This window comes from Paenibacillus protaetiae, from assembly GCF_004135365.1.
GTDB classification, from domain to species: Bacteria; Bacillota; Bacilli; order Paenibacillales; family Paenibacillaceae; genus Paenibacillus_AP; species Paenibacillus_AP protaetiae.
The window spans coordinates 3,538,569-3,551,577 of the sequence record NZ_CP035492.1 but is presented as its reverse complement, the minus strand read 5'-3'; the positions used below and the strand labels follow the sequence as shown (position 1 = coordinate 3,551,577).

Below are 13,009 nucleotides of genomic sequence, written 5' to 3'. Positions count from 1 at the left end.
GAGAGAAACTTCACATCCCGCCTTCTCCCATATGTTGTCAAACCGGACTAAAATTATGCTCCGCCGCGGTTTCCGCAAGAAAGGTATCTCCTGAACGCATGATCCGTAACGAGCATCAGGAGATACCTTTCATGAGAAATCTATAGACGCGCGCGGTTAGTACCCGCCGGCTGTGCAGCCGGTCAGCCGTCTACGCGAGCCATTACTGCAGCGCGGAGCGCGCCAAGCGCCTTCTCTGCTTCCGCTTTCGCCTGGCCGCGTACAGCAAAGTACACTTTAATTTTAGGTTCGGTGCCGGAAGGGCGCAGGCAGAACCACGAGCCGTCAGCAAGGACGTACTTCAGCACATTTTCCGGACGAAGCCCGTCAAGGCCGCCGCTGTAATCCAGCGCATGCTCCACTTTGATGCCGCTGATTTCCGTCGGCGGATTGAGACGCCATTCCTGCATAATGCTCTGAATTTGCTGCACGCCGTCCAGCCCCTTCAATGTACGGGATTCCAGCGCCTCCAAATAAACGCCGTATTCCGCATACAGTTCGGTCAGCACATCATACAGCGTTTTGCCTTGGCTGCTGTAATAAGCTGCCGCCTCGGCAATGAGGAGTGAAGCCACAACCGCATCTTTGTCGCGCGCATACGTGCCGGTCAGATAGCCGTAGCTTTCTTCATAGCCAAACAGGAAAGAATGCTCTCCCGTTTTTTCGTATTGCGTCATTTTCTCGCCAATATATTTAAAGCCTGTCAGCGTATTTTCAACCGCTACGCCAAACGAACGCGCAATGTCGGCGCCCATCTCGCTCGTTACGATCGTTTTGATCACAACGCCGTTAGAAGGCAGCTGGCCGCGTTCCTTCAGCTGGCTCAGCACATAATGAACCATAATCGCGCCTGATTGGTTGCCGGTCAGCACGACATATTCGCCTGCGCTGTTTTTCACTACCGCGCCCATCCGGTCGCAGTCCGGGTCTGTGCCGATAATCAGATCGGCGCCTACCTTTTGCGCCAGTTCAATGCCCATTGTGAACGCTTCGCGCTCTTCCGGGTTCGGCGATTTCACCGTGCTGAAATAGCCGTCCGGCTGTTCTTGTTCTTTTACAATGTGAACATTGCTGAAACCGGCTTTCTCCAGCACACGGCGGACCGGCAGGTTACCCGAACCGTGCAGCGGCGTATACACGACGCTGAAGCTTGCGCCCAGCCCGCTTTTCAGCAGCTCGGAATTAAAGCTTTGCGCTGCGACGACGTCCGTATATTGCTCGTCTGCTTTTTCATCCAGCCATACGAGCAGCCCTTTGGCTTCCGCTTCTTCCCGGGAGATGCGTTTGACCTGGTCAAAGCCCGCAATTTGTTGAATAGCCGCAATGACCTGCTCCGCATCCTCGGGAATGAGCTGGCAGCCGTCTGCGCCGTATGCTTTGTATCCATTATATTCCGGAGGGTTATGGCTTGCCGTAATCACAATGCCGCTTGCTGCTCCAAGCGAACGAACCGCATATGAAAGCTGAGGAGTCGGGCGCAGCGCCGGGAACAAATACGTCTTGATGCCGTTAGCCGCAAGCACCAGCGCTGCATCAAGGGCAAACTCCGGCGAATTGTTGCGCGAATCATGGGCGATAACAACGGAAGCGGCTTGGCCTGCCGTTTGAGCCAATACCCAGTCTGCCAGCCCTTGCGTCGCTTTGCCGACCGTGTATACGTTCAAGCGGTTTGTGCCCGCTCCCATTACGCCGCGCAAACCGCCTGTGCCAAACTCCAAATCACGATAGAAGCGATCTGCAATTTCTTTCTCCGAACCTGCGATACTGCGAAGCTCTGCTTTGGTTGCTTCATCAATCAACGGGTCGTTCAGCCACGCTTGGTACGTTTCTTCAGCTGTTTTTCGGTTTGCCATTATGATTCCTCTCCTCTATCTATTCATTTTTGAGTTGAACCGATTACTTAGGATGGATCCGACAACGCGAACATAAGCTCGCCTTCCGCAACCACTTTGCCATCCACGCTGGCGGTCGCTTTGCCTTTGCCAATCGTGCCTTTCAGGCGTGTAATTTCCACCTCAAGGCGCAGCGTATCGCCCGGTTTCACCTGGCCGCGGAAGCGAACGCCGTCAATGCCGGCAAAGAAGCCCAGCTTGCCTTTGTTTTCTTCCACCAGCAGCATGGCCACCGAGCCGACTTGCGCCAGCGCTTCGATGATCAGCACGCCCGGCATAACCGGATAGGACGGAAAGTGGCCGACAAAAAACGGTTCGTTCATCGTCACATTTTTGATGCCTACCGCACGTACACCTGGCTCAACCTCCAAAATCCGGTCAATGAGCAAAAAAGGCGGGCGGTGCGGAATAATTTCTTGAATTTGCAAAATATCGAGCATTCAGCTTGCTCCTTTCATGGCATACAAGTATAAAATGGTCCAGCAATAGTGAAACTAAGTTTATCCTTCGCAAAACTGCAGTTTGTGAAGGTTAAGATAAGGGGGCTTGACGAGCGGGCCTGAAGCGTCCGCCGGCAAGCCTCTTTCTACGATTGAAATGATACGCCTTCCGCGTATATTCCCTGTTCTCATCGGTCTGCACGGCACATGTCAAACCTTCTGCTCGCGCTGCTTGTTGGACGAAATAATGGACAACACGCCATATACAATCGTCGTCACAAATGAAAAAGCGATAATGACCCATAAAAACTCGCTCGCAAACGAAACCTCCAGAAACACAAACATAATCGCGGCGTACAGCAGCACCGTCGTCAGCTTGCCCATCCAATTCGCAGGGACGTTTTTTCTCCCCGTAAAATGAAAATACAACCCGCCGAGAATCATTACCACATCACGAAAAAACAACGCAGCCGCAGATAGCCAGGAAATCATGCCTGAGAGCAGCAGCGACAGAAAAACCGTAATAATCATCAGCTTGTCCGCCAGCGGATCGAGCATCGTTCCTACATATGTAACTTGCCCCGTTTTCCTGGCGATATAGCCGTCCAGCATATCCGTAATTCCCGCTGCGATCAATACGAAGAATGCCGCCATCTTATATTCGATGCTTACAAACACAGCGATATATACCGGAATGAGAACAAACCGGAATGCTGTAAGTGTATTTGGCAGATTCATCGGTTGACCTCCTCTACCTTTTTCCTGCCACTAAACGTTCCCAATCATTATACAACTACCCTATCAAAAATAAAACTGTTCTCATTTATCACTGTTTGTTGTTGACGATCGCCGCTTGCATGCTGTTCGCCCTAATGCGTCAACAGCAAAAAAGCCGCCTTTCGGCGGCTTTGCAAGCGGCGCAATACCTATTCGGTCAGGCATCGCCAAATATAAGATCATAAACATGTTTCCAAGTGGACCAGTGAAAAACATCGCCCGACGATCCTTTGCCCAGCTTGGTATAGCCGATATACAGGCCAACGGCCAGCATAATGACCATGATGAGCGGCACGATCCCTTTGCGAAGAATCCATAACAGCGTTCGTACAGCGGGGCTGCGGCGCGCCTTTTCGGGCTCGGAGGCTTCGCTTTGGCGTCTGCTTAGACGGTTGTTATCTTCACTGCGGTTTCCAAGGCCTTCCGTACGGCCGGCCCGTTCATCTGCCATGCTCATCATCATACTCCTATCTTAAGCGCGCATATTGTTGGCAAGGCCCATCATCGTATCGCTGGAGGACAAAGCCCTCGCAGCAAGCTGATACGCGCGCTGCACGTTAATTAACTCCGTCACCTCATTGGACAGATCGACGTTGGATTGTTCCAAATAACGCTGCCGGACCGCGATGCCGTTATCCGCGGAGGGCTCGGCTTGCTGAAGCACGTCATTCTCATTCATGCCCGGCTCTACGACATACATATTATCAGCCGCTTCGGACAACGCGGACGGACGGTTAACCTGCATCAGCTTGATGCGGCCTAACTCCTCCTGCTCGCCGTCCGGCGACTCCCCTGTTACAGTGCCGTCTGCAGCAACTTGAATCTTGTAGTTCGGCGGAACCACGATACGTCCGTCGATCAACTTGCCGTCCGTATCCCGCACCTGTGCCACAACGGGGTAGCCTTGCTCCGTTGCGAGTATGGTATCACCGTTTGCAAGGCTCGTCAACTGAAACGCCCCGCTTCTGGTATACGCATGACCGCCTCCGGCTTCCACCTGAAACATGGCGTTGCCTTCAATTGCAAGGTCGGTGTCCACCCCGGTCTCCTTCAGCGGGCCTTGTTCATAGTTGGTCTGGATGGATGCAAGACGCGTGCCCCAGCCTTGGTTAAAGCCGCTTGGCGTCATACGTCCGGGCTTCATGAACGGGTCCGGCTGCTTGTACGCTGTGTCAAGCAAGTCGGCGAAGGACGCTTCTTTCCGTTTGTATCCAACCGTATTGGAGTTCGCGATATTGTCCGCCAGCACATCCAGCTTCTGCTGCAGGCTGCCCAAGGATGTCATCGCGTTAATCATCGAGCTGTTCATCCGTCTCCCCCTCCTATACTTTGCCTACACTGTTGACCGCTTTATCCAGGCTGGCGTCATAAAACTGGATGACCTTCTGGTTCGCTTCATAAGCGCGGAGAGCCGTCATCAAATCAACAGACGCCTGCGTCGGATCCACATTGGAGCGTTCGATATAGCCTTGGCACACTTCGGCATTGTCGCCTGCGCCCAGCGGCGATGCGCCGCCGTCTGCGCCATCGTAACGAAACGCGCCGTTGCCTTCCCGGACCAGATCGTTAGGATTATCCACGCGGGTAAGCAGCAGCTGCATGCCCGTATCTTCCCCCGTATCCGTTACAACAAACCGGTTGTCTGCCGTTAACGTCAGATCATCCAGTGAAACGCCCACCGGAAATTGAATGCCCTGGCCGTTCGCTCCGATAACCTGAAAACCGTTCGACGTAACCAGATTGCCTGCCGGGTCCAGCTGAAAGCTGCCGTCCCGCGTATACCGGGTTTCGCCTTCCCGGTTCTGCACGGTGAAATACGCTTGCGGCTGATACGTCACCTCTCCGTCCGGCGATACCGATTTGCCCGAGGCATCAAACGTAACGCCTGGAACCGCTATATCCGAAACAAGCGCAAAATCCGACTGGCGGTTCGTTTGCGTCAGATCGCCCTGAAGCTGAAGAAAAGGCGTCTCCTCGGCAAAAACGCCGGTATTGATTTTGCCGACTTGCACCGGAGCCACGTTGTTCAAGCCGGTCATGGAAAGCAGCATTTGCGGAAATGCCCGGCTGACTGCATTGCCTTGCTTGTAGCCCGGCGTATTCATGTTGGCAATATTATTGGTAACCGTATCATTAATGCGCTGCTGCGTAATCATGCCTGATGCCGCTGTATATAAGCCTCTTAGCATATTCGCTATTCCTCCCTGCCGAATATATCTGCTCTACTATTTATCGGCAAAACGGAGGGCAGTCTAAATAGACTGCCCCCGGGACTATCGTCTTATTTGCGCTTCGGCATGTCCCCCCAGACACCCTACCTGCACAAATTATCTCCGTTTGCCTAGCTTGTCCAAATGATCCAGCAGGATGCCTGTCCCCTTCACGACACAATGCATCGGGTCCTCGGCGATGAGCACCGGCACTTTCAGCTCTTCCGCAAGCAAAGCGTCAAGCCCGTCCAGCAGCGCTCCGCCTCCCGTCAAAATAACGCCGCGATCGATAATGTCCGCCGACAGCTCCGGCGGGGTCCGCTCCAATACCGATTTCGCAGAGGCGACAATAGACATTACCGGGTCCCACAGCGCTTCCCGCACTTCCTCGGAACGAATCGTAATCGTAAGAGGAAGACCGGTCACCATGTCCCGGCCGCGGATATCCATTTCGGACCGGCGCCCTTCGTCATACACCGTACCGATTCTGATCTTGATATCCTCGCTTGTCCGCTCGCCGATCAGCAGCTTGTACTTGTTTTTAATGTACTTCATGATCGCGGAATCGAACTTGTCCCCGGCGATTTTAAGGGAAGAGGAGGTTACGACGTCACCCATCGATAAGACGGCCACATCCGTCGTACCTCCGCCAATGTCCACGACCATGTTGCCGCTTGGCTGAAAAATATCCATCCCCGCGCCAATAGCCGCCGCTTTAGGCTCCTCTTCCATAAAAACATCTTTGGCACCGCTTCGTTCCGCAGCTTCCCGAATCGACTTCTGCTCAACGGACGTAATATTGGTCGGCGCGCAAATCAGAATGCGCGGCTTGCTGTACCAACTGCGCCCGTCGACACGGTCGATAAACGCCTTCAGCATTATTTCGGTTATTTCAAAATCAGCAATGACACCATCGCGCAAAGGGCGGATCGCAATAATATTGCCAGGCGTCCGTCCCACCATCCGATGAGCCTCCTCGCCGACGGCAAGCACCTTCTTCGTATCGCTTTCAATCGCTACGACGGAAGGCTCATCCAGCACGACGCCTTTCCCTTTCACATGGATGGATACATTGGCTGTGCCCAAATCAATTCCGATATCCCTGCTAAACATAAGCCCAAAGTCCTCCGACGAATAATGTGTACACGTTTCCATCTAGTTCCGTTGACACAGAAACTGCTTAAGAACATTATTCGCTAAATAAATCGAATTTCCTCTATTTTCCTCGAAAAAAATTCATGCCTTGGCGGCAGCCAGCACCTCCCGCTTCTTACCGGTTGTTTTCTTATATTTAATCTTGGTGGCCTCGCCGCCTCGCAAATGGCGGATCGACTTGTGGTATTCGAGAATGTGCTTAACCTGGTCGGCCAGATCGGGGTTGATCTCCGGCAGACGTTCGGTCAGATCCTTATGCACCGTGCTTTTGGAAACGCCGAACTCTTTAGCGATTGTACGGACCGTATGCTTCGTCTCCACAATGCAGCGGCCTATTTTAATGGTTCGCTCTTTGATGTAATCGTGCACGTTCCCGCCTCCCTTACTCGAGATAGTTTGGTACATTATATGAGGGGCGCGGGTAGATATTCTTTATGTCCAAGCCTGACATGCCGTTCTATGCAAATTTTCATGAAAAAACCCTTAAAATCCGAATAAAAAAAGCCAAAGCAGCTAATGCCGCTTTGGCTCTATCCCATAAGAAAACCAAAGCAGCCATGACTGCTTTGGTTTTTGGTGAAGCATGTTTGCCGCAACTTGCCGCCGAGGCATTATTTTTTCTCGATCAGCTCGGCCGGGTTAACGGCCGTTCCATTGTTGCGGACTTCGAAGTGAAGGTGAACGCCAAGGTCTTTTTCCAAGTCGCTGCGGCCCGCTTGTGCGATAACCGTACCTTGCTTCACTTCATCGCCGACGGCTACCTTCACATTGCTCAAGCTTTCGTACAGCGTAACGAGACCGTTGCCGCTGTCGATGGCTACTACGTTGCCGTTCAGCGGATGCTGCGTCACTTCTGTCACTTTGCCGGACAAGGCCGCCGTTACGTCAAACGTTGCGCCTTTCGGATCGGCGAGGTCAATCCCCACATGCGGTGTGAACGTGTCGCCTGACTGAATGGTAGCTGCAGCGCGTTCTTCTTCGTTCGCGTTATTGTCATAGAATCCAAGCGCTACTTCCAGCTTGTCGCGATTCAGTACCGGCCATGCCATCGATTCATCCCCGGTAATAACCGGAGCCGTATCGCTCGAGCCGCCTTTCGCTTGATCCCCGCTTGTGGAATCATCAGAAACATTGGTCGGATCCACGGTAGTAGGCTTGCTGTTGTCCGAGTCCTGATAGACCCACATTAAGGTTACGATAATTGCTGCCGCGACCATGAACGCTGCCGGAGTTACCCATCTTTTCGACAGCAGCTTCTTCCAGCCGTTGGTAGAGTTAGCGGCAGATGCGCCTCCCATAGTTGTTTTAGGAGACTCTTGCTTTGGTTTGTTTTGGTTGTCATTCATTTTCTATCACCTCACTAGCCATTGTTGCCAGAACATACGGCTTTATACGTGAGGAGATAGAACATTTTTTAAGCTTTGAAGATTCGCCTGGAAGACTGTAATCTAGCTTGGCTCCTTCAGATAGAGCCGGGTCCGCTAGAACCGAATTCGCTAGGACCGGTTCACAAGCTTCGAAGCTTGTTCCACCTTCGTGCCTGTATAATAGTAGGCTAGTATTTGCTCCGCGCTGCGGCCTTCCTTGGCCATGCCGTCCGCCCCCCACTGGCTCATTCCGATGCCGTGGCCGCTGCCATACGTCGTGATGACAATGGAATCGCCTTTCACCTTCCATGCGAACTGGGCCGAAGCCAGTTCCAGCTTCTCCCGCACTTCGCGCCCGCTAAATTCGCGGCCGGCGATCCGGACCTCGGCAATCCGCTTGCCATCCGTCCATTTCAGCACTTTGATGGCAGGGCTTTTGCTTTTGCCGGCGGGGCTTATTCCAAGCTTGCTATAAAAATCGCTTAACGTAAACGTAACCGTTTCTTTATAAGCCGGCGACAGCTCCTTGTCCCACGGGCTCGCTACGCTTCGCAAATAAGGAATGCTCTCCTGCCAATAATCTTCGGAGTTTTCGGTATACCCGTTGCTCGTCGAAAAAAACACCGCTTCGATCGGCTCATCCCCGTAAGCGACAACAAGGCCTTTCGTATCTTCCACCGCCTTGGACAGCTTGGCCAAATCCGCTTCGCGCTGCGCTTCCGGCCAATTGCTTCCGAGGCGGGAGAGCGGCACATACATTTGATGCTGCTCCGTATCGGTTACATCGGCACCGGCTACCGGCACTCCGCTCCGGTCGTTCTTCTCCAGCCGCCGCACGATATAAGTCCGGGCTGCTATCGCCTGCGCCTTCAGAGCCTCCGGTTCGAAATCAATCGGCATCTCTCCGGCTACCGCCCCTTTGACATAGGTTTCGAGAGGCACCGATTCAATCCGTTTCTCCTTCGTTAAGTAGACTCGCACTATAGGATCCTGCTTGCTTCCTGCCGGCGCTTCACCCGCAGATGCACCAGCTGTGCCGCCGGAAACGGCAGCGGCATGACGGGGCTGTGCGGATGGCTGGCTGCCGGACGCAGCCGGAGCTTGTACAGCCGGGGCCGGGCGCCGGTCATCTCCACCCGCTGGCTGCTGCAGATGAGCCGCCTGCACCTGATCGGGCATGACGCTTCGGGCAGTTAACTGCCAAGGCGCAAGCCGTTCGGCGAGAATAAGCTGAATGAGCAGCAGCGAAATTCCCGCCATGAAGCCGATAGCGAAAAAAGGGAGCAGCCGGGCCGGCTTGCGGCTGCCAGGCAGCCGTCTCCATAATGCGTCTCTCCTTCCAGTCTCTACTATCCGTCTCATTGTTCTCCTTCCTTGCCGAAGCAGATGGCAAGAGAGAGCCCGCATCGGCACGAGCGGGCTCTCTCTATCTTTTGTGCTGGTATGGAATTAGTCTATGAGCGGATTTAATAGGATAGAACCAAATCAGTCATGCCGCAAAGCATCGACCGGTTTGAGGCCGGCAGCTTTATTGGCCGGAATAAATCCGAATACGATGCCAACAAATGCGGAAAAAGCAAAGGACAAGAGCACGGTATTCAGCGGCACTTCCGTTGGCGTATCCATCGCCTTGCCGATAATAAAGGATGCGACGTAACCGATCCCGATCCCGACTGCGCCGCCAAGGCCGCTGATAGACATGGCTTCGATCAGAAATTGGAACAAAATATCCCGTTTCTTGGCGCCAAGCGATTTGCGAATCCCAATCTCGCGCGTCCGTTCCGTCACGGACACGAGCATAATGTTCATAATGCCGATGCCGCCGACAATGAGCGAAATAACCGCTACATAAATAAGCTGCCTGTTCATCGTGTCATTCACGGAGTTGAGTGCCTTCATCGTATCCTCTTGATTGGACACGCGGTACGCATCGTCATCGCCCCGGAACGTTTTGTAGAGGCTTGCTTCCAGCGATGATACAACCTGGTCCATTTTGTCCGTATCGGCTACTTTAACATAGATGGTCGATACGCCTTTTTGCCGGAACAGCTTTTGGCCGGTTGTAATCGGAATGAGTATTTTTTCATCGTTGGAGCCGGTTAACGTGTCGCCCTTTGACTCCAGAAGGCCTACAATTGTAAAAATATAACCGTTAATCGTAATTTTCTGGCCAACGGCTGTCGCCGGGTCCACTCCTTCATCCTGGAACAAATCTTTGGCCGTTTCCGTGCCGATCAAGGCGACCATCTGCTTGTTGTCGATATCCGGCTGTGCGATATACCTGCCGTCCTGCACGCTAAAGTCTTGCACATCCTCGTAATCCGGCGTAATGCCTTGTACGTTGACCGAAACGGAGGTCGTTTTATATTTGGCATAACCGGTGCTACTCACAATCGGAGCAACGGCTTCAATATTATTGATCTCCGCCAGCTTATCGGCTTCATCAACCGATAACGTGGTTACCGTGCCGCGCCCGCTGATCGTCACGCTCACCTGGCTTGTGCCAAGAGAGGCGACCTGATCGGCCACTTCGTTGGCGGAAGCCTTGCCCATCGCCACCAGCGCAATAACAGTCGCAACGCCTATCAATATGCCCAGCATGGACAGAACCGTTCTAAGCTTGTTCGATAAGACGCTCTTGAACGCCATCACGAAGGCTTGCATGATTTTCATAGCTGCCCCCCTCTCCAGCTCCGTCAGCCGGCCATCCCGAATCATTACGATTCTGCTGGCTCTTTGAGCAACCTCCATATCATGCGTAATGAGCACAATGGTCTGTCCCGTCTGATTAAGCTCCTCCATCATTCCGAGCACTTCCATGCCGGTACGGGAATCCAGCGCTCCGGTTGGCTCATCGGCCAGCAGCAGCGAAGGATTCGTCGCCAGCGCTCTGGCGATGCCCACCCGCTGCTGCTGGCCGCCGGACAACTCATTCGGCCGGTGGTGCATCCGCTCCCCGAGACCAACCCGTTCCAGCGCAATACTGGCGCGGGTTTTCCTTTCTTTAGCGGACATACCCCGATAAATAAGCGGAAGCTCGCAATTTTCGAGCGCTGTTAATTTCGGGAGCAAATGATACCCTTGAAAAATAAACCCGATTTTCTTATTGCGGAATTCCGTCAGCTTGTTATCGCTTTGTCCAACAACTTCAATGCCGTCCAGCTTATAGCTGCCGCTGGTAGGCGCATCCAGGCAGCCGATAATATTCATCAGCGTCGATTTCCCGGAACCGGATGGGCCAACAATAGCCAGAAAATCCCCTGCGGCAACTTGAAGCGAAATATGGTGCAAAATGGTCGTTTTTTCACGTCCCATCATATACGACTTGACGACATCCTGAATGTCAATGAGGGGCAGCGTTGTAGGATGGCTCATCGTGCCCCGCCTCCACCACGGCTGAAGCTGCTGGCCCGGTTGCCGCCCCCGGCAAAACCGCCTCCAAAGCTTGCACCGCCGCCGAACCCGCCGCCTCCAAAACCGCCCGGGAAGGCGAACTGCTGCTGCTGCGTTGAAGATTGGCCCATGCCTACCGCGCCTTGCGGGCTTGGGATGAGCACGACTTGCCCTTCTTCAAGGCCCGACATAATTTCCACAAAGGCATCGTTGCTCAGGCCGGTTGTAACTTCGACCAGCTTGCCGCCCAAGGTATCAATCCGCGAAAGCAGCGCCTGCATACGAGGGTCTTGCGCAGCATCGCTGCCTGTGCCGGCGGCGGACTGGCCTTTGCTTGGGCCGTCTTGTCCTGCTCCCGTTCCTGATTGCGGCTGCTCTTCGGTTTGACCGGCTGCTGCCGAGCCGTTCGCAACCGTACGGTTCGCGCTGCCGGAAGCAGCAGCGCCGCCTGTGCCTCGCTGAGCGTCAGCTCCTTGGCCGCCTTGTGCCCAAGCACCGGCCTGGCCTCCGCCGCTGAAGCGCCCTGCACGGCTTTGCCCTTCGCCGCTTGGCGACGAAGCCGCATTAGCGCCGCTGCCGCCTTGCGTCCATGCCCCGGCTTGGCCTTGGCCGGCGCCGGTACGTCCCGCACGGCCTTGCCCTTGCCCGGCGCCGCTTTGGCCGGCTGCGCCTGCTCCTGCTTGGCCGCTTCCGCTGCTGCCTGCTCCTGCGCCGCCTGCTCCTGTGCCGCTTGCTCCTGCGCCGTCTTCCGTCTGAACGCGCACATAAGATTTGCCGCCGACGGAAACAACGGCGTTCACCGGCACTTCCAGCACATTTTCGCGGGACTCAATGGTAATAGCCGCTTGACCGGACATCCCGACCATGACACCGTCGATATCTTTCAGCAAAATGCTGACTTGAAAAGAAGAAGAGCCATTGCTCGACGTTCCTTCCTTTGCAATTTCGGATACCGATCCTTCGAACGTTTTATTGCTGTAAGAGCTTAATGTAATATTGGCCGTCTGGCCAACGGTTACTTTCGGAATATCCAGTTCATCTACTGAGGTTACAAATTCCAAATAATTGTAATTTACAATTTCTGCAATCGTTGTATTCGCCTGCACTTCGTCACCGGCTTGAACCGCCAGATTCGTTACTTGGCCGTCGATCGGCGACACGATATCTTTCACTTCAGCGGCTTTCTTATCGTAAATGTCCTGAAGATCTTCCTGGTTGTCAGCGATGTCGTCCTGGATCCCGGACATATCCTTATCGATCGATTCCTTTGTCTGCTCTTCATTTTCCGTGCCCGTCGCTTCCTTATATTTCTCCTGGTCGTCGGCAAGCTGCTGCTGAAGTTTCTCGATGCTGCGGGTAATCGTTTTAATCTGATCCGCATAATCATCGGAATCTTCAAACGTCGCAATTACTTGTCCCTTTTTAACAGAATCGCCTTCCTTAAAATTCACCTTAGCGAGCGTGCCGCTTTTGCCGGCGGTTACGGTCTCCCTGGAATTAGCTACAACGGAGCCTGTGCCGCTAATCTGATTGACAATATTACCTCTTGTCACTCTCGCCGTAATAGCCGCAGCCTTCTTCTCCGTGCCTGCATGATCCTTATCCTTAAAGAAGTAATAATAGGCGCCGCCTCCGGCCGCAACAAGGATTATTAAAATACCAAGCCAAATCATCCATTTCCTCATTGACTGTACTCCACCCTCCATCGGTCTTTAACGGTTCGACTATATCACTTC

12 protein-coding genes are annotated in these 13,009 nt (G+C 53.7%); all 12 read right to left on the bottom strand.

What is annotated here, in order from left to right:
- Nucleotides 1-182: 182 nt before the first annotated feature.
- The 12 genes from ET464_RS16420 to ET464_RS16365 all read right to left on the bottom strand — a co-directional run bounded on the left by ET464_RS16420 (nt 183) and on the right by ET464_RS16365 (nt 12,958).
- Nucleotides 183-1,892, bottom strand: coding sequence for a phospho-sugar mutase (locus ET464_RS16420; protein ID WP_129442813.1), 1,710 nt, complete (start codon nt 1,890-1,892; stop codon nt 183-185).
- A 47-nt stretch (nt 1,893-1,939) separates the two neighbouring features.
- Nucleotides 1,940-2,371, bottom strand: a complete 432-nt coding sequence (fabZ, locus tag ET464_RS16415) for a 3-hydroxyacyl-ACP dehydratase FabZ (RefSeq protein WP_129442810.1) — start codon at nt 2,369-2,371, stop codon at nt 1,940-1,942.
- Nucleotides 2,372-2,581: 210 nt separating this feature from the next.
- Nucleotides 2,582-3,109 (bottom strand): CDP-alcohol phosphatidyltransferase family protein, encoded by a 528-nt coding sequence (locus ET464_RS16410; protein ID WP_129442807.1) that lies wholly within the window; start codon nt 3,107-3,109, stop codon nt 2,582-2,584.
- 196 nt (nt 3,110-3,305) lie between these two features.
- A complete protein-coding gene (locus ET464_RS16405; RefSeq protein WP_129442805.1) occupies nt 3,306-3,599 on the bottom strand; it encodes a DNA-directed RNA polymerase subunit beta in 294 nt (97 codons plus the stop codon).
- A 21-nt stretch (nt 3,600-3,620) separates the two neighbouring features.
- Complete coding sequence (locus ET464_RS16400) at nt 3,621-4,457, bottom strand: flagellar hook-basal body protein (RefSeq protein WP_129442802.1); 837 nt, start codon at nt 4,455-4,457, stop codon at nt 3,621-3,623.
- Between the two features lie 13 nt (nt 4,458-4,470).
- Nucleotides 4,471-5,337, bottom strand: a complete 867-nt coding sequence (locus tag ET464_RS16395) for a flagellar hook-basal body protein (RefSeq protein WP_129442799.1) — start codon at nt 5,335-5,337, stop codon at nt 4,471-4,473.
- 138 nt (nt 5,338-5,475) lie between these two features.
- Nucleotides 5,476-6,471 (bottom strand): rod shape-determining protein MreB, encoded by a 996-nt coding sequence (gene mreB / locus ET464_RS16390; RefSeq protein ID WP_129442797.1) that lies wholly within the window; start codon nt 6,469-6,471, stop codon nt 5,476-5,478.
- 123 nt (nt 6,472-6,594) lie between these two features.
- Entirely contained in the window at nt 6,595-6,882 is a 288-nt protein-coding gene (gene spoIIID / locus ET464_RS16385; protein WP_129442794.1) for a sporulation transcriptional regulator SpoIIID, read from the bottom strand.
- A gap of 242 nt (nt 6,883-7,124) precedes the next feature.
- Nucleotides 7,125-7,859 carry a M23 family metallopeptidase gene (locus tag ET464_RS16380; RefSeq protein WP_129442791.1) on the bottom strand — a complete coding sequence of 245 codons (735 nt, stop codon included), beginning with the start codon at nt 7,857-7,859 and terminating at the stop codon, nt 7,125-7,127.
- A gap of 150 nt (nt 7,860-8,009) precedes the next feature.
- Entirely contained in the window at nt 8,010-9,242 is a 1,233-nt protein-coding gene (gene spoIID / locus ET464_RS16375; protein ID WP_244226574.1) for a stage II sporulation protein D, read from the bottom strand.
- 123 nt (nt 9,243-9,365) lie between these two features.
- Nucleotides 9,366-11,255 (bottom strand): ABC transporter permease, encoded by a 1,890-nt coding sequence (locus ET464_RS20780; protein ID WP_129442788.1) that lies wholly within the window; start codon nt 11,253-11,255, stop codon nt 9,366-9,368.
- Nucleotides 11,252-12,958, bottom strand: a complete 1,707-nt coding sequence (locus ET464_RS16365; protein WP_165280033.1) for an efflux RND transporter periplasmic adaptor subunit — start codon at nt 12,956-12,958, stop codon at nt 11,252-11,254. The genes ET464_RS20780 and ET464_RS16365 overlap by 4 nt, the downstream gene beginning before the upstream one ends.
- Between the last annotated feature and the right edge of the window lie 51 nt (nt 12,959-13,009).